Here is a 20,798-nt window from a genome sequence, read left to right on the forward strand (position 1 = left end):
ATGAGCATGAAGAAACTGGCGCGCAAACTGTGGACCGGCCGATCCTCTCGCGAGGTGCAGCAGTCCTTGTTCCGCAGACGGCCCCTCTTCGAGGCGCTGGAACGCCGTTATCTCATGTCGGCCGATCTGCTGGTTCCGCCGCCGCCGCCCACAAGCGATCAAGCGCCTATCGTGGCGTCCGCAGATCCGGCAGCTGGTGCGCAAGGCAAAAAGCCCAGCGCGCCGGGTTCGCATCCGTATCTGGTTGAGCGCGCCGCGTACAAGGCGGCCACCCAACACAGCGAGATGATGACCTTGGACCAGTACGCCAAGGCCAATGCAACGCGCCAGGGCGACGCGAAAGCCTGGCTGCCGGGGCAAGAGGGCGGCCAAGAGGGCGGCCAAATCAAGGCGGCCGTATTGACCGGAAAAATTCCGGGTTACACCACGCAATCCGAACAGACACCGGTTCGCCAGATCATTTTTGTGGACCCGGCGGTCGACAATGCCGATCAAATCGTGCAGGGCCTGTATGGCCTGATCAGCGGCAAGACTGAAGGTTGGGGCGGCCTTGCCAAACCCACGGGCGATGGCCCGCAAGTGCAGGTGCTGCGCAGCCACGATACCGAGATCATCGTGCTGGATGGCCGTTACGACGGCGTGGACCAGATTACGCAGATTCTGGGTCAGCACAAGGATCTGGCTGCGGTGCAGATCATGAGCCACGGGAGCGCGGGCGCGCTGTCGCTGGGCACGGCAACGCTGGGCGCAGGGCAGTTGGATACGTACAAGGACCAATTGCGCGCCTGGGGCGACGCCATGTCCGATGACGGCGACATTCTGCTGTATGGCTGCAATGTGGCATCTGGCCGGGCTGGCGTGGCTTTTGTAGACAGCCTGTCCGCGATCACTCGCGCCGATGTGGCCGCAGCCACCCACACCGTGGGCAGCGCCGCGCTGGGCGGTGACTGGGTGCTGGATTACCGCAAGGGCGTCATCGACGCCAACACAATTACCGTGGCCAGCTGGAATGGCGTGATGGCCAATGCCACAGGCGTCCAAAACGGCGGCTCGACCTTGCAAGGCGTGGCGGTCAATGACCGGTTGATCGGCTACGGCAGCGACAACACGTTTGTGTTCGACAACAATTCCACGGCGGCAGTCACCACAATCGAATTGCGCCAGGGGATGAAGCAAGAGAACGGCGTCTGGGTGCGCAACGAGGACGACGACAACAGCAACAACACGCTGGACTTCTCGGGCATCAAGGGCAACGTCACGGCCATCATCAGCAACAACGACTCCTACCAGATCAAGTATTCGACGGTAGACGCTGCCAACAACTGGACCGAGCGCACCGTCAACGTGGTGTTCAAGTCGGCCGATGGCACGCAAAGCCTGAAGATCGGCGACAAGACGTTCAACCTGATCGGTACCGCGCTGGACGGCAAGACCATACTGGATTACAGCGGGTACGCCACGGGCGTGACGGTCGATCTGTCTGGCCCCACGGCGGACTCCAATGGCGAAGAAGTGCCGCCGCCGCCGCCGACCGGATTCGGCTATGTGCGCGCAGTGAGCGGTGTGAAGGGATCTACGCAAGGCGGTAACCGGATTACGGTGGTCGGTGACACCACAGTCACTATCAACAACGCGCAAGACATTGTCAAAGGCAGCGGCGGCGGCAATACCTATATCGTCGCAGGCGGCGCCATCGGATTCACCCTGACCCAGCAGGCTGGCCAAAGCGGCAACACTCTGGACCTCTCCCAATTTGGCGCTGACGTGACCGCCCGCGTGCAAACCCAGGGCGGCCTGAGCGTCTACCTGGGCGCGGGCGTGGCGGCGGACGGCAGCATTCGTAACCTGTCGGGTGCGACGGCGCTGGTCAGCAATCTGGATATCCAGATTTTTGTCGGCGCGGCGGGCAAGACCACGCTGGACTATTCGGCCTACGAGGACAACGTCACGGTCAACCTGAACTATCAGGACGAAGCGACGGCCCTCTATGACGCCAGCGGCCTGGCGGGCGTGCTGAACATCAGCAACGTCATTGGCGCGGGTGGCACTTATGGCAACGACATCGTCGGCAGCCTGGGCGACAACATCATTACCGTGGCCAACAGCCGCGGGCAGAATCGCATCAGCGGCGGCGGCGGCAACGATCTGGTGATCGGCAACCTGGCCGTCGGCGGCGCAACGGAATATATCGCGGGCGTGGAAAGCAATGCCACGCTCAGCGGCGGCAAGACCTCGGCCACGATTGTGAACACGCCTCCTGGCGCAAGCACCGCATCGACGGTGACCTTGCGCGGCGTCAGCGCAGTGACCTTGCAGGACTACCGCACGATTAACGCAGGCGCGGCGGCAGGCACGACCTACCACGCGGGCACCAGCGTCACGCTGGATGGCACGAACTACACGGGCGACCTGACCTTGATCGGCAGCGCGGGCGCCAACGTCTTGAAGGGCGGTCTGGGCAACAACACGTTTACCGGCTACCAGGGCGCCAATGACCTGTGGGCGCAGGCGGGGGCGGCAAGCAACACGCTCAATGAAAACGGAGAGTGGAATTTCACGCTGACCAACACCGCGTTGACGGGCACATACGCGTCAGACGGTACGGCGTTGGCGGCTGGCGCGCCGACGCCTACGTTGGCCAACATCTTGCATGGCGTGTTTACCGACGCGCGCTTGAATGGCGGCCTGGGTTCGACGCTGATTGATGCGTCGGCCTTCAGTGGCAACACGATGCTGGTCAGCGGCTTGATGGCCAATGGCGTGATCAAGGCTGGTAACGGTGCGGGGCGCACGCATCAGATCCTGTTGCTGGGCGGAAAGTACGCCATCAGCGGCGGCACGGGCGCAGGGTCAACGACGGAATTGGTGGTGGCAGCCGACGGCTACACCGGGCTGACCGGCGCGGAATACGCGGCGCAAATGGCTGCGGGCGGTGGCGTGGGGTATGTGTCGTTCGAGAAAGATGGTTCGGGCGCGACCTGGATCAAGCGTGACGCGGCAGGCGTGTTGGCTGGCAGCTCAACCTACACCAACATCACCAGCGCGCGCGTGATCAGCGGTGAGTATGGCAATTGGATCGACACCTCGCGTTTCGAGGGCCGCGCGGTCCTGGATGGGTCGGCAGGCTTGTCCAACTACTTCATCATCAGCAACGCCTATGCCACGCAGGTCATCGGCTCGGCGGGCACCAATACGATTGAACTGTCCACCGGCGGCAAGAATGTGACGGTGGACAACACCCGAGTCCAGATCGGCTCGGGCGGCACGCAATTCGACAGCGCGTTCACCAATGTGAACGATTTCCGCTTTGTGGTGCAGGGCAGCGCCGCAAACACCGTGAACACCACAGCGTTTACTGGCGTGACGACCCAGACGTATCTGTCCAACCTGAATTCGGGGTACACGGCGGAAGACGGCCCGGCGCTGGCGTTTCTGTTTCCCAACCGTGCGAATGCGCGGGTGGATGTGGGTCTGGAAGGGGTCCGAACCATACAGGACCTGTTGGACGCCATTGCAGGCGGCGTCATGGTCAATGCGGCTGGCGTGCCGTTGCGTATTGCGGTGGGCGGCCCCAATGCGGGCCAATTGCTGGCGGAAACTGACACGACGTCGGCGTGGGATTATTTGTACGCCCTGACGGCCAGCCTGGATGGCCAGGGCCGTTTGCAGGTGAGCTACAGCCAGGATGCGATCACGGCAGGCTTGTCCGGCGCGTTCACGCTGACCCCCGGCATGCAAGCCAAATTGAATGCCGATGGCACGGTGTCGACGTCTACGGTCAGCGTGTCTGACGCCGCGTATACGTTGGGGCTGATCGCTGCGGGGCAGACGCAGAACACGTCTACCGGCGCAGGCGTGCTGACGGGGGTGGCGCTGGGTATCGCCCACCAGACGCAATTTGTGCTGGCGGGCTCCAATGCCGTGATCCGTTCGGGCGGTGGCGACAATACGTTCGTGGTCAATTACGGCCAGGCTTCGTCCAACACCGGCACGGGTAACAACATCATCGCGCAGACCGGCGCGCAGAACAGCCTGGTCGTCAACACCAGCCTGGGCGCGGTGCTCGCGACCGGTTCCGTTTATTACGTGTCAGGCGGCGTGAATACCAGCACGGTGACGTTCACGGCAGGCGCCTTTGCAGACGCCACGGTCACGGCTACCAATACCGCTGGCGCGACCACATTGGACGCGAGCGCGTGGGACAAGACGGTGGCGTTGGTCACCAGCGGCGGTTACGACACGCTCAAGGGCAACAAGAGCAACGTGACTTTCGTGGTGATGCAGCCCACCAATACGGCGGGCGGCACTGTGACCATGTCGCTCGCCGCGACGGGCGGCACGGGCAACAGCCTGCAGGTGTCGATGCAGGGCGCAGGCGCGGCCTTGTCCAGCCTGATTTCCAGCGCGGGTGTGATCACGGGCGTGACGTTCGGGGCCAACACGGCCAGCCTGGACTATGTGCTGGACATCGGCAATGGCACGTTGGATCAGGCGCTGACCGTGTCTGGCCGCAATGTCACGATACGCGGGCAAGACTACACGGTATCTAAAGCCATTACGTTGAGCGCCGACCGCACTCTGCGTCTGGAAGGCGAGAAGATCACCGTGGGCGACGATGCCGCCGCCCATATCGTGCTGGCGGCGGGCGCCATCCAGTTGGCGGCGCAGCACTATCGCCCGTGGCGCAGCGGCTTTGCCCAGATCTATACGCTGGACACGGAAATCAACGTTCGCAATGCCACGCTGTGGGCCAAGGACGCGGCAGGCTCGGGCGTAACGCTGACCACCAAGATCAGCAGCGACGACTATGGCCGTGACCCGCTGATCAAGAACGGCGCGGACCAAAAGGGCATTCTGGGCACGCTGGCAGGCGGCGTGAACTCCGCTTTCAACGCGTTGATGAACTTCCTGGACGGGGCCAGCGCCCTGGCGTCCTGGGCGGGTATTACCTACAAGTCGTCCATCAATGTCGGCACCACCGCAAAGCTGGTGTCCAACAGCGACGTGACGATCACGGCCAGTTCTACCGCGAAGGTGGAGCTGAATCCGCTGGTGACCAAAGTCGCGGGCATTGCCGTGGGCGTATTGCAGAACTACGCGCACATCGAAATCAACGGCAAGATCAGCGCCGCCAAAGCGATCACCATCAAGTCCGAAGTGACCAACGAGATGAGCATCAAGCTGATCCCGGGTCAGTTGAGTGCGGTGCCTGCGGTGATCGGCGTTGGGGTCGCGGTGGTGCTCAGTGAGTCCACGGTACACATCGGCACGACGGCAACGCTGGATACGGGCTTGAGTTACGTCAATGACCTGGTCACGTCATCGGTCAGCAATGTTGGCGGTGACGTGACGGTGCAGGCCATCACGAACCACAAGAGCGTCATCAGCATTTCGGTCGCTGGCAAGATGGCTGAAAGCGACGACACCAAGGCAGTTACGCCTGCGGCAGGCGCGGCGACGACTGGACCAGCCCAAGAAACGGGCAAGTACAAAGCGGGTTACGCCAAGGTTGGCGTGGGCGTGGGTTTTGCGTACAACCAGCTCACCACCGAAGCCTATATGGACGGCACGGTGACCACGCGCAACGCGGGCAAAGTGCTGGTTGAAGCCAAGGCGCTGGACACTGGGAGCGCCGTCGCGGTCAAGACCATTCTGGGCGGCCGCGCGGCCACAGGCAGCGACTACCTGACCAGCGCACAAACCGAAGCCAAGAGCGCGGCCATCGCCAAGGCGACCAAACCCATCGTGGGCGGCGTCATGAGCGGCCTGGGCACCGGGTCGCAATACACCAAGTCTTTCTTCAGTGCGCTGGTGTCTGACAGCAAGGAAGGAGGTTTCGGCAAGAAGGTTTCGGATATCAAGAAGGAAAAAGACGCCAAGGACCGGTCGGACTACGACAAAGACATTCAGAAGGAAATCGACAACCCGTCGACCGAGTTCCAGGTGGGCGCGGCGCTGGGCATGTCGATGAGCAACATCACGACGACGGCCCGGATTGGCAATGGCGTGAATGTGGCAACGGTAAACACGGCTGGCGGCGCGGTAACGGTCAATGCACTGACCCAATACAACACCAAGATCACGGTGATGAGCGGGGTGGATGACCAGGTCATCGCCGACAAGCAAAAGTTCCTGGAAAAGAAGAACAACGTCACGACGGATCAGGTCAAGCGCGCGACCGGTCCCGATGGATCGGATTTCGGCGCTGCCGCGGCTATTGTGATCGGCATCGATAACGTCAAGACGTCCGCAACGGTAAACGCCAAGGCGGCCATCAATACGCAAGGCGGCGACGCAACGGCAACGGCCAGCACCCTGAATCAGATCGATCCCAACAAGCTCTGGCTGGTGAATCTGTACGCGCCGTTTGACGGCATTGAGGCCAAGTGGAAGCTGGCTGATGGCACGTCCGCCAAGATGGGCGTGGCCACTACCGCTGGCAAGGAATTCCTGAACAATCTGCAAGCCACGCTGACCAGCACGGGCGGCATCTCGTCCAGCTTCAGCACGTGGGCAAGCGCCACCGCGAAGAGCAAGAAGCTGGCGCTGTCTGGCGCATTCACGGTGCTGGTGCAAGACACGCAGACACGCGCCACGGTGTCGGGTTCGATCGATACGACGCGTGTAGCGGGTTCGGCTGGCGCGGTGCGCATCGAGGCCGAAAATTCCTCGCAGCGCATGAATCTGGTCGGGAACATCATCCTGCCGGCCATTTCGATTGGCGGCGCAAAATCGTTGCAGACGTCGGCGGCGCGGCCGCAGTCGCAAAGCCGTATGAGCTACGGCAAGGATCAAGCCAAGGGTTTCCTGACGCCCAAATACGAAGGTTTTGAATACGGCAGCAGTTCCAAGGAAGGGTCGGCGATTGGCGTATCGGTCTACGTCAATGCCGCTACTCACGACACGCGTGCGGTGGTCAGTGACACCGCAGTGATCAAGTCGGGCAATCTGACTGTTGATGCGAACAATGAGCTGGTGTCGGTAACGCTGGGCGCATCGGGCGGGCAGGCCAAGACGCTGGCCTTGAACGGCGTGGTGCTGGTCAATGTGACCAGCGCGACAACGGTGGCTCAGGTGGGGCGCGGCGCGAACGTTACCGCGGCCGGTGCGGCGGTTATTCAAGCTACGGATGCCACCTGGGTAGGCACCGTGGCTGGCGCGGCTGCGGGGTCGCAGGCCGTAGGCGTGGGCATGAGCGTGGCCATCAATGATGTCAATCGCTCGACGCAGGCGTTGATTGGCGACTTCCGGGATGCGTCGGATGGCGCGGCGAGCGCGGCCGCAACGGGTGCGTTCAAGGCTGCGTCGCTGTCGATCTACAGCGAGAACAAGGGTTTTGTCGGCAATCTGGCGGTTGCCGGATCGCGCGTGTCCAGCCCGGCGGCGGGCGCGGGCGACGGCACGGGCGCAGGGGCGGGCGGAGCAGGCGGTGCTGGAGCAACGGGCACCGACGCGCTGGGCGGCAAGGCGCCGGCCAGCCAGGGCGGCTCGGTTCCGGGCACGGCCAATCCGGTAAAGGACCCCGACGAGTTGCTGTCGCTGTCCGACATGCTGAAAGAATTGAGCGAATCCACCTCGACGCTGACGCAGGATAGCGGCGCGGCCACTGGCGGGGCATCGGGCGCCGCTGCGGGCGCGAACAAGCAGCCGGCCAAGACCGGGGTGGCCATTTCCGGGTCGGTGGCCGTCAATATGGTCAACGACTATGCCCAGTCGTATATCAATGCGGCTGGCATGAAGATCGAGATCGGCGGCGATGCCACGATCACCGCAGTCAATAGCACGCACGCGCTGGCCTTGGCGGGTTCGGCGGCGATGGCGCAATCGGACACGGCCAAGACCAATATCGGTATTGCCGGCGCCTACAGCATGAACATGCTGGGCGGTGAGGCGCGCGCAACGGTGCTTGCGGTGGGTGAACTGCTGGTCGGCGCCGATTTGGCGCTGTCCGCGCGCCGCACGGGTGTTGCGGTCAGCATTGCGGCGGGCATGGCGGGCGCCAAGGGTCAGAAGGGCGTGGCGGTGGCGGGGTCGGTTGCGGTGACGGTGGCCGATTATGGCAATGTGGCCGTGCTGGGCAACGCGACGAAGATATCCGCACGCAATGTCAGCGTGCAGGCGCGCGACCTGAGCGTGCTGGTGACCGTGGGCGGCGCTGCCGCGACCACGGACGGCAAGGCTGGCGTGGGCGCGGCCGTGGCTGTCAACCTGAGCTCCAGCAATGTCGAGGCGGGCATCCGCCAGGTGACCGAATTGCTGTACACCGGCAACGTCAACGTGACGGCCGATTCGACTCAGGTTGTCATCGGCTTTGCAGGCGCCTTTGGCATGGCGCGCGATGGGGCAGGGGTGGGCGGCTCGATCACCGTCAACGTGGTGGCGAATCGCATCGAAAGCTATTTGTTGAATAGCAAGGTTACGCATCAGGGCAGCCTGAGCGGCAATCACGATGTCACTCTGTCGGCACAGGACAAGACCACCTTGGTCGCGATTACCGGCGCAGCCGGCGCGGGCAAGAAGGCAGGCGTGGGCATTGCCATCAGCTACAACGAGATCGGCAATGCGGTCATGGCGGGCATTCAAGGCTCGACCGTAAACACCAATGGGCGCGGCGCAGTCAACATCACGGCCGAAGACACGTCTTCCCTGGGTGGCGGCGCGGTCGGTGTCGGCGTGGGCATGGGAGAGGCGAAGTTCGCGGGCGCTGGGTCCATCCAGGTCAACCGGGTGAGTTCAGCGGTGGCGGCCTATGTGCTGCCCAGCTACGCCAGCAATGGCGCGGTGGCGGTACGCAGCAACATCGATGCGACAGCCTTGACGGTCAAAGCGACCGAGAACAACACACTGGTCGCGGTGACTGGCGGCGTGGCGGTCACGACCGGTGGCTCGTTCGCGGTGGGCGCATCGGTCAGTGTCAATGAATTCAGCTCGCGCACCAGTGCGCTGATCCAATACGCCGACATCGATGTGGATGGCAAGGTGGATGTGTCGGCGCATTCGTCGCCCTTGCTGGTGTCGGTGGGCGCGGCGGGCGCCCTGGCCAAGAAGTTTGCGTTGGCTGGCGCCGTCAACGTCAATATGATGCGCGGGGCCACCGAGGCCCGCATCAGCGACAGCACCATCAAAGCGGGCCAGTCGACGGGGTTCGCAGGGGACGCGGTGCGCGTCAACGCGTCAGACGCATCGGCGCTGTATGCCATCACGGTCGCGGGCTCCATCGCAACGCAGGGCGCGGCGGTAGGCTTGGCGGTGGCGGTCAACATCATGGGCGGCAACACCGCCTTTGACCGCAATCTGCTGACTTTCAATAACGCGTCGCTGGCGGATTCCGGCGCGGCGGTGCCCACGGTGGATGTGGCAAACAATGGCGGCGCCACGGCGAATCCCAAGGTCACGGCGGTCATTCAGCGTAGCGATGTGAACGCGACCCGGGGCAATGTGAACGTGTTTGCCGGGCTGGTCGACCCCATGGCCGCGGGCGGCAATTCCCAACTGAGCGGCGGTGACCAGTTGTCGGTAGGCGGCAACGATATCCGGGTGGACCAGGGCGGCAGCACGCTGACCTTCACGGGCGGCGCGGCCGCCGTCATCAACGGCACCCAGGACAACAGCGGCAACGCGGGCATGCCGGGTCAAACGGGCAGCTCTGGCAGCGAGTTTGCGGGCTGGCAGACGGGCGACGGCATCTACTTGAGCGCGGGCGCGGCCAACATCAAGCTGGCCGACGGTTCCAGCCTGCGCAACGACCGCGTGTACTACGTGATCCGGCGCGAGGCGCCGGACGGCCAGGCGATCATTCAGCTGGCGGATACGCAGGCAGATGCGTTGCGCGGCAAAGCCTTGCAATTCAGCAGTGTGACCAACCTGTCGGCCATCGGCTTTGCGCATGTGCGCATGCAATCGGCCACCAGCGTCAATTTGCAACCGTTCCACAGCGTAGACGCTGGCGTGACGATCAATGGTCCTGCCAATACGCTGGTCTTGACCACGCCGTTCCCTGGTGTGCAGGAAGGTTCAGCCATTGTGTACAGCGGTTCGGTAGCCAACGGCCAGATTGAAAATGTGCTGCTCAACCGCATTCTGGCCCAGGGCAAGGATGTGTTGAAGGTTGGGGTGACCTATTACGTGGTCAACCTGAGCGCGGACCAGACGTCCTTCCAGCTGCGCGACGGCCAGGGCAACCTGATGGATCTGAGCGGCGCGTCGGTGGGCGCATCGTTGCAGCGTTTCAGTGTTAATAATCCTGCCGGCGCGGTATTGAATGCTGATGGCAGTCTGACACTGCCCAAGGCTCACGGTTTGGCCACGGGCGATAAGGTGGTGGTGAATCTGGCGGCCAATGGCGTGCTGACCGGGCTGGACCATGACCATGTCTACGAAGTCGAGGTCATCAACAGCACCACGCTGCGTTTCAAGCAGGTGGGCGGGGCGGCAGTTACGTTGGCCGCGCTGGGTTATGTGGCCGAGTTCAATACCGGCACCAAGCGTTATGAGTATTTCCTGGCGGATGCGGGTGGCAGCAAGACGCTGGACCCGCAGGGCAAGCCTATCTCTGTAAACCCGGACGCAATGATCGCGTTCACGCAGGTGGAGTTGCAACGTCAGACATCGCAGACGTCGTCCAGCACTGGCAGCGACGGCACGCAGAACACCTCCGTTACCCAAGGCACGCCAACCGACGCAACCGTGAAGGCGAGTTCGGCTGCGACGCAGGTCGCGGGCGAGAACAGCTTCCAGTTTGCCGCCAATACCGGTCTGACGACGGGCGACGTGGTGATCTACCGCAGCCAGGGTACGGCCATCGGCGGCTTGGTGGACGGCCAGCGCTATTACGTGATCGATGCGTCGCAAGGCGGAATCACCCGTTATCAATTGGCCAGTTCGCTGGACAACGCGCGGGACGGCATCGCGATTCAGTTGGGCGCCGCTACCGGCACGGGCGGCATTACGCTGCAAAAGGCGGTGAACCGGGTGGATTCCGGCGGTGGCCTGATCACGCTGGACATCGGCTCGCTGACGCAGGGGCATGCGCTGACCAACAGCATGTTGAGCATCACGGTGGCTGGCGCTGGCGGCAAGTCGCTGGGTGGCGCGGGCGCGATTGGCGTCAATATCTCGAGAGCGGACGTCAATGCGTCCATCGACAATGCGGGCGCAGCAGCCGGCACGCAGGTGCGAGCAAACGCTGGCGCCGTGTCGGTATCGGCGCAAGACGCCAGCCGTATCGTGACGGCAACGGGCGCGCTTGGCATTTCGCTGACCCAAGGCGGTTCAGTGGCGATTGGCGCGTCGGTGGGCGTGGCGGATATGCGCAACGATGTGCGGGCAGCGATTGCTTCCGCCAACATCAGCGCGCAATCGGTGCAAGTACGCGCCGAAGAACGGGCAAGCATCTATAACGTCTCCGTAGGCTTGGCGGGTGGTGCAGGCGTGGCGGTCAGTGGTTCCATTGCCGTCAATACCATTCAGAACACGGTGCATGCGCAGATCCGTGACGCGTCGGTAACGGCTACGTCGGGCGACATTCGTATCGTGGCATTGGATACCGCAAGCATTGCGGCATTGGCGGGCAACGTTTCGGTGTCAGTGGGCGGGCGCGTGGCAGCGGGCATGGCATTTGCCGTCAACCGCATCTTCGACACGGTGTATACGGGCGCGGTGCGCTCCGCCTTGTCGGCTGCGGGCGATATCGTGGTGATGGCCAAGTTCGCCAAGCCCGATGATTTGTCTCCGGGCCTGAATGCGCAGATTTCCGCCATGGCCGTGAGCGGCGCGGTGGCGGCAGGCAGCGCCGACGCCAATGTGGGGTTTGGCGGGTCGGCCATCCTGAACTGGATTGCCAATACCATTACGGCCGAAATCGGCGATACGGCTACGGGCCAGAATGTGGTGGCCGGCGGCGACATTGTCGTGCAGGCCAGCGATGAATCGACGATCAACGGATTAGCTGGCGCGATCGCGCTGGGGCTGGGGTCGCAAGGCGCTGGCGTGGCGGTGGGCGCCAGCCTGTCGTACAACTACCTGGGCGGCGCGCCGCTGGGTATCTCGCGCACGCATTCCATTTCTGCGTTGATCCACGATACGCAGGGCGATGTGCGTGGCGCGCATGTGCAAGTGGCGTCTTTGTTCAAAGGCCAGATTCACAACATCACCTTGGCAGGTACGGTTGCCGTGGGCACGGCGGCGGTGTCGGTCGGCGGCGCGGTGTCGGTCAACCGGGTCACCAGCAACAATCAAGCCGGTATCCGCAATGCGCGGCTGGTGGAAGCCTTGGCGGCCGGCGGCACGCCTGGCGTGGCGGTACAGGCGCGCGACGACGGTTATGTGATGGCCGTGGCGGGCGGGCTGGGTGTGGCGGTGTCGCCGGGCAGCGGCGCGGGTATCGCGGCGGGTGTGTCGGCCACCGATAACGACGTGCGCAACAACACGTTGGCCTATATCGACGGCACCAGTCTGACGGATAGCTCACTGCGCAGCATGATCCGCAGCGCCAACGGCATTGCCGTGGACGCCGTCAATGCGTCGCGCATCGTCTCGACCTCGATAGGCGTGGCAGCCGCCGTGGCCGTCGGGCAGGGGTTTGCCGGTGCAGGCGCCGGGGCGGGCAGCGGCAACACGATAGATGGATCGGTGCAGGCGTGGTTGAAAAATGTGGACACGCCCAGCGACACGCTCAACGGCGGCGCGGTTAGCGTCAATGCCGAGAATACCGGCAGCATTGTGACCGTGGCAGGCGCCCTGGCCGTAGCGGTTTCCGCTGGCGGCATGGGAGCAGGCGCATCGGTCGGCGTGTCGGTTGCGATCAGCAACATCACCACGGTCGTCAAGGCCCTGGTGGAAAACTCCGTCATCCGCACGCGCGCCGGTAGCAATGGCGTGTCCGTGTCGGCCTCGGACCGGTCAGACATTACCGCGATTGCCATTGGCGGCGCCGTCAGCGTGCAGGCGGGTAGCGCAGGCGTGGCCATCGCGGTTGGCACGAGCGTGGCGGTGAACAAGGTGTTCAACACCGTGCACGCCACGATTTCGGGCGGCACCATCGCAACGGGCGGCGCCAACCTGTTGGTCAGCGCCACGCAGCAGGCAGACATCATGTCTGTGGTGCTGGGCGCGTCGGTCGCCGTGTCGGTGGGCGATAGCGCCAATGCGGCCATTGGCGGCGGCGGCGCGCTGGCGCGCAACGTGATTTCGGCCAGCGTGCAGGCGGGCATTTCCGGCGCGGTGATCAATACGGCGGGCGCGGGCAGCGTCTTGGGCACAGTGAATGTGCTGGCGTTGGGCTTGTCGCAAATCAACGCGGTTGTCCTTGGGATGTCGGCGTCCGTGTCGGTCAGCCACTATGCGGCAGCCTCGGCGTCCATTGGCGTGGCCATGGCGGAAAACGTCATTGGCTACGACGTCAACAGCGCAGGCCAGGTGGTGGCGCTGGGCTCGGGCAAGCCGGTCAACGAAATCGTGGCGTCGATAGATGGCAGCACGGTCACGGCGGGCGTGGTCACGGTTGATGCACGCAACGTCAGTTTCAAGGCCGACGGCAGCATCGATCAGCAGCAAAGCATCGACGCTGTGGTCGTGGCGGGCGCAGTGGCGGTGTCGGTGGCGTATGCGCCGCCCATCGTGGATGGCGCCAGCTTGGCGGTGTCGGGCGCCGGTGCAGGCGCGCGAGCCGTCAACAAGATCAAGACGGGCATCACGGCCCGCATTACCGATCAGAACCAGGCGCACGCATGGAACGCCACGAGCGTGTCCGTGACGGCAACGGACCGGTCTCGCATCGATAGCACCATTGCTGCGATTGCTATTTCGGTCGCCGTGTCATTGGGCGCCACGGCCTCGCTGTCGGTCGCGGCATCATTGGCGCAGAACGACGTGGGCAACGCCACGCTGGCCAACGTGGACGGCGTGAGCTTCGTCAATGCCCCGGCCATCACCATCAAGGCGGACAGCCAGGCGAGCATTCATACGGTGTCGGTTGCGGCGTCGATCGCCGTGGGCGTGAGCCTGGGCGGTATATCGCTGGCAGGCGGCGGCGCCGATGCGCGCAATGTGATCAGTTCGTCGGCCGTGGCGCTGATGAACGGTTCGCGTATCAGTGGCAACGGCTCCAATGCGCTGATCATCGATGCCGACATGAGCGGAACGATCAAAGCCACCGTGGTGGTCGCCAGCGTGGCGTTCACGGCGGCGGGCGGATCGCTGGCCATCGGCGCATCGCTGGCCGAAAACGACATCACCAGCACGGCTGGCGCGCGCGCCGGTCTGACCAACACACAGGTTTCCAATCTGGGCGCCATCAGCGTGACTGCCGATACGGTCCAGACCCTGGAATCTGTCGTGGTGGCGGGCGCGGTGGGGATTGCTTACAACGGCGTGGCGCTGGCCGCGGCGGGATCGTCGGCATTCAATACCTCGCGTGCGGTGACGCGGGCGGAAGTGGATGGCTTGACGCAGATTGACGCTAACGTGCGGGCCGCTGACAGCCTGAGCGTCAAAGCGTCCAATACGTCTACGCTCACGGCCACGGCGGTTGGCGCCAGCTTGTCGGGCACCAGCCAAGGGCTTGCATTGTCGGTAGGCGTGGCCCTGGCCAGCAACAAAGCCCTGGGCGCCGTAGAAGCTGCCGTGTCCAACGCCATCTTGAAGTCTGGCGCAAACGCGCAGATGACGCGAGTGGAAGTGACGGCGCAAGATAAGACTACGCTCACGGCCAAGGCCATAGGCGCGTCGCTGGCATTTGCCATGCAAGGCGGCTCGCTGGCGGTAGGGGCATCTGTGGCTCGCAACGTATCAGCGATGAGCGTGCGGTCTTCGGTGTCGGCATCGACGCTGAGTGTGTCGGACAACGTGGTTGTGTCGGCGACGGAAACCGCCACGCTGGACGGCGTGTCGGTCGCGGCCTCGGTCGCGGCGGGCTTTTCCGGTGTTTCCGTGTCTGGATCGGGCGCGGAAGGCACGCATATTGTTGCCAACGATGTGTCGGGCAGCATCAGCGGTTCCACCGTTACGGCAGGCACAGGCGTGTCGGTCAAGGCCGACAATACGTCGACTATCAGCGCAGTGACGGGCGCGGTGTCGGTCAGCGCAACGGGTGCGGGCGTGGCCGCCAGCATCGGCGTGTCGATCGCCAATAACACCTTTGGCGCCTATACGGGCGACGGTGTGAACCGGGCGAATGGCGCACAGGCCTTTATCAGCAACAGCGCGATCACGGTCGCAAAGGGCAATGTGGATGTGTTGGCGACGTCCACGGAAACGCTGACCAGCGTCAATTTCGCAGGCAGTGTGGCCGTCGCTGGTACGGGCGGATCGGCCGCTGGGTCGGGCGTTCAAGTGAGCAACCGTTTTGCCACGCAGACCAAGGCCTATATCGACGGCTCGGGCGTGATGGCGGGTATGACGGGCAGCGCGGGGGCCATCACGGTGCGCGCGCAAGATACCAGCACCATCCTCAAGTCCGGCGCCTACGGCGTGGCCGTGGCGGCGTCGCTGCCGGTGCCGGGGAATTTCGGTTTGAATCTGGCCTTGGCCGTGACGCTGGTGGACAGCGTGGCCGAGAACACGGTCAGCGCATACATCAATACGGTCAGCGGCAAAGATGTCGGGGCGTATGACGCCGTCTCCGTGCTGGCGCTGGAAAAGACCAACTTCAAGGGTTTGGATGCCGTAACCGCGTCGGTGGCGGTAGGTGGCGGTATCGCCGCCTCGGGCGCTGGGGTGCGGGTGACGAACACGACGCGCAACAATGTCAGCGCCAAGATTCTGGGCACTGGCAAGGTAGGGTCTGTAGGCAAGGTCGAGATCAAGGCCGACACGCAGGTGACGGCCGAAATCGATCTGACTCAGGTCAGCGTGGCGGTGGGCATGGTAGGCGTGGCCGTCGGGGTGGGTATCGCCGAGAACATCGCGCGGGACACCACCACGGCATCGGTAGAGGGCGCTACGGTAACGGCGCCCGTGGTGAACATGAACGCGCTGGTTCGCGTGGACTTCAGCCAGACACAGACGGCCGGTGTTGCAGCCACTACCGGCTTGGCGGTAAACGTCAACAAGGCGCTGGTGGATATCGGCACGACAACGCTGGCGCAAGCCAGCAACGGCGCCGTGTTGCAGGGTGTCTCGACGACGACCCCGGGCCTGGGCGTGACCCCGGGCATGGTCAACATCAACGCACAGGGCACGTACTACGGCCGGGCCTATTCCAAGGCAATCACCGGTGGCGTGATCGGCGTGGGCGTCATGAGCGCCGAGACGCGTCTCGGCGGTTCGCTGAAGGCGTCCCTGGACAATGCCACGGTGCAGGCCGAGATCATCGGCGTGACGGTGAGCGCAACGACGGAACGTGATGGACAGGCTGGACTGCTGGCCGAAGCCCGTTCGCTGGAAGTGGGCGGGGTAACGGTGTCGGTCGACACGGCGACGCTCACGACCAACCTGGACGCAGGCATACAGATTGGCAACAAGGCCCGGGTGGACGGCACGCTGCTGAGTATCACGGCAAGCCAGGTGCAGTCCGTGGACGTCAAAATGGACGCGGGCACGATCGCCCTGGTGGCGGGCCGGCAGGGCAAGGTTGATGTGACGGTGGGCGGCAAGTCTGCCATCGACATCAGCGGCGGCGCGCAAGTGATCGGCAACAAGCTGGACATACGCAGCAATAACACCGTGCGCGGCACGTCCACGCTAAGCGGCTACTCGGTCAAAGTGGCCGGGGCGGACATCAGCAAGCATACGGTCACGATCAAACCGGAATCCACCATTACCGTTACCGGTGCGCGTCAGGCGGGCAGCACGATAGACTCGGCCGGGATGACCGTAGTGCAGGCGCGCGGCAATTACCAAACGCCGGGCATGCTGGATCTGGTTGCCACCAACGACATTATTTACACCCAACGCAATAAGATCACAGGCGTGTCGGGCGTGTCGGTGACCCTGTCGACCAACAAACTCAGCACGGACGGCACGCTGGCCAAGGTCAAGATCAACGGCGCCTTCCTGCGCAACGCATTTGGCGACGTGGTCATGGCCGCCAACACGCGCGGCGTGACGACGACCATCAGCGACCTGCTGGTCGTGGCGGTATCCAGCTTCAGCAAGTCAGACAGCAATAACAATCTGACGGTGCGTAACGCCATCGAGATCGACAATTCCTCGATCGAGGCCGACAGCATTCTGGCGCTGGCGGGCAGCGGCAAGGCGTCTGATCCCTTGTCGACCGGCTATCTGCTGGCCAACGACAATGTGTCGTTCACCCTGGTGGGCATTGCCCAGATTCCGGACGTGAATAGCGGCGCCAAGGCGCGCCAGATCAACACGGTGTTGATCGACGGCGTGGCCTCCAACGGTTCGCTGTTGAAGGCGCAGCGTAACGTGCGCCTGGAAACCAACCCGTCCAAGCTGGATCAGGCGCATGTAAACGGGTCGGTGCAGGTGATTGGCCTGAACTTGAACCCGACCGCCAATCTGGCGGATGGGGTCGTGGATACCACGTCCAGCAAGGTTGCGACTGGCGCGGCCACGCAAATCATCGCGGGCGTCAACAACGCGGCAAACCTGTTCATCATTCCAGCCGAATTGCTGGCGCAATTGGGACTGGCCGGTTTGACCTTGCCCACGCAAGGCAATCCGACGGTGTCGTTTGACCCCAATTCGCCAATTGTTCGCGCCATTCTTGAAAAGCTGCTGGGCGCAGGCAAGACCAGCACTACCGGCGCCGCAGGCACCGTCAATATCGACGTGCGCTATGAACTGACGGCCTTCCGGGCCGAAGACATCAAGGTCAACGTCACGGCCGGCATGGTCGTGAAGAACGGCAACGACTATTACTACTACAACAGCCCGGACAGCCGCGACCTGAATCTGGCCACCGAGAACTATGGCAACGGGTATTGGTTGCGCAATCCGTCCTTCTTGACCGCCGACCAGAAAGCCGACGCCCTGGGTTCGGATTTCGGGACCTTTGCGGCCAACAAGGTCGGCAGTCTGTACTTCGTGCTGAAAACGGCCGACATCGCGCAGCCCACGCTGCGCTATGCCAGCCAGCAAAACATCATCAGCGAGCAGATTCGCACGCTGACCTTGATGCAGGCCCAGCACGCATCCGACGCACAGGCGGTAGCGCGCTATAAGGCCAACATCGCCGCATTGCAACAGCAGTTGCAAAGCATTCAGATGACCACCGTCGTGAATGGCCAGATCCGCTATCTGGATTCGTTCAGCACGTTCTACGTCGATATTCCCGATATGTACGCCTCTGGCGGCTCGGTGTATGTCAGCGCCACGGACACCAGCGGCGTGCGGGCGGCAGGCATTGATGCGCGGGCCAACACGCAGATCAACATCGTCAATGATTCGCCGATGCTGATGAACGTGAACGACGCGGTCGTCATGGACGGCACCATCATCCGGCCGGGGTCGGATGGGCAGCTGAAAGTCTTCAAGACGGGTCACCTGTACATCAACGACGTGTCCGTCAAGGGTGCGTCTGGCTCCGATCTGGCCGAAGTCAGCATCAGCCAGATCAAGAATACCTGGGCGAATGACCCGTTCGGCGGCGCGCTGGATGCCGATGTGGCCGGCATGCTGAAAAACGCGCCGGTCGATCTGAGCCTGCTCGGCGCAGTGGTCAACCCGCTGGGCAAGGTGTCGGTGATCAACACCTTGGGCAGCATCAATGTGTCCGGCACGATCCAGGCGGTCAGCCTGGATATTGTGGCCAAGGGCAACTTCAGCTTGCAAAGCGAAGGCTGGTTCAACACCGGGTCGGACCCCACGCTGCTCAATGACAGCTGGTTCAACGTCATCAATGCGCTAAAGAGCGGCGGCAAGAGCACCGGCATCAGCGACACGATGCAAAACGTGCTGCTGCAATGGAACTCCACCAAGCTGGACCCGTTCACGCAGTATCTGAACAACAATTCGGCAGCGCGCGACTCCCGCATTTTTGCGCTGGGCGCCGTGAATATCTCGGCGCTGACCCTGAACATAGACGGCAAGATTCAAAGCGGTCTGACCGATGCCTATATCCGCATCGATAGTTCGTTCCGTGGCGATCAGGACAAATCGCTGCAAGATTTCAACGGTTATGCGATAGCCGGCGTGTCGTTCAGCGCGGATGGCTCGTTGAATCGCTACGGCGCCATCACTGGCCGTTTCGACTATGCGACCCAGACCATCATCCTGGACCCGATCCGTCTGGCGGGCGGCAGCATTTCGCTGACCGGCCAAATCGTCTCGGTGGGCAACGGCAATCTGGTCGTGGCCAACGGCTACGCGTCGGTGCATATCGATAACCAGACTACCTTTGGGCTGGTGACACACGATATCGATGTCAGCACGTACCGCCGCGGCCGCATCGAGATCATTGATACGGCGCGCGGGCAGCGAGACCTGTACGAATTGCAGGGCGTGGACAACGTCGTGCATACCGTCTGGAACAAGTTTGTGCAGGTAACGCCCACAAGCGTGGGCCAGCCGGATTGGATCTGGGTGTACGAGGACGCCAACACGGCGCGCACTCAAGCAGGCCGCGCGCTGGAATCCGGCACGCTGGCTGCCGGGCAGACGCTGAACTTCAGCTATAAGCCGCAAGCGGGCCAGACGATGGTGTGGGTGATGGGCTGGAGCTCCGGCGAAACCACGACCACCACCTATACGTCCAAGCGCTTTAACCTGTTTGGCGACTGGGACCCGCTGGGTTGGCTGACCAATAACGACACGACCAAGTCAGGCCCGGTGACGGTCTTTGAGACGCCGCGCCCCGTGCTGGTATCGACAGTCGTGGCGTACAACGGTTCGGGTTCCGTGCCGGATGCGCTAAAGCAACAATTGCAAGACGGCGGCAAGCTGAACGACGCACTGCTGCCGACCACCATCGAAGGCAGCGGCACGCAAACGCTGGTGCAAGACCCCAACGGCGACATTCTTGCGCCAGACGGCACGCGTTACCGCTTGTCGACGACAGGCGGCGAACAACTGGACCCCACGGTGTTCACCGTGGCCTACCGCAAGTTCAATACGGGTGTGATCGTTCGCAACGATGGCCCGCACACCAGTGGCGGTGGCTGGCTGCGCACCAAGACCACCACCATGACCCAGGTGGTTGAAAAGAAACAGCAAGAGCTCTTCACGTTCTATGTTCCTGCATCCCAGGAGATTTCGCTGAACTTTATGGGTTCCAGCGTGAACGCGAACGCCATCTATATCCGCAGCAACGGTAATGTGACGCTGGCCGGAAACCTGATCGTCGGCAATGGCAAGCAGGTGCACATTGAAGCCGTGTCGGCATCGACGGCAACGTCGATCACCATGCAGGGCGAAGTGGGCATCATGGCGCGTAATCCTGACGGCAAGATGCCGTCGGGCGCGGCGGCCACGGTCAATGTGGAAGCCATTGCGTTGGGCGGCGCCATCAACCTGAACATCATGGGCTCCAACGGCTTCACACGCGCCGAAGCCCGCAGCAATATCCGCCTGGCGTATTTTTCGGACGGCGGCAATAGCTCTTGGGCGACGCTGCAAAAAGTGGCTTCGTCGTCGGGCACGGTCTATATCGAAGCCCTGAACGGCATCTTCAGCCACGCCTCGGCAGGTAACAACACCGTTGTGTCAGGCAACCGCGTTGAACTCAACGCGGGCTACGGCGCCATCGGCACCGCAAGCAAAGCCTTGTCGGTCGATGCGCGCCAGGCGTTTGCGGCCCAAGCGGGCTTGGCCGGCGGCCCGGCCGGCGCGGGCAAGAACATCTACATCGCGCAGAACGTCCTGAATGCGGACCTGGTGCTGGTCAAACCGGTGAACTG

At 63.1% G+C, this 20,798-nt stretch carries 1 protein-coding gene (running past one end of the window); it reads left to right on the forward strand.

What is annotated here, in order from left to right; all coding sequences use genetic code 11:
• Positions 1-20,798, forward strand: partial view of a DUF4347 domain-containing protein gene (locus RAS12_RS04220; protein WP_306945438.1) — the 5' portion only. It continues 10,753 nt past the right edge of the window; the window shows 20,798 of its 31,551 coding nt (coding positions 1-20,798); its start codon is at positions 1-3; the stop codon falls past the right edge of the window.

The sequence above is a fragment of the Achromobacter seleniivolatilans genome (assembly GCF_030864005.1).
In the GTDB taxonomy this organism is placed as follows: Bacteria; Pseudomonadota; Gammaproteobacteria; order Burkholderiales; family Burkholderiaceae_B; genus Achromobacter; species Achromobacter seleniivolatilans.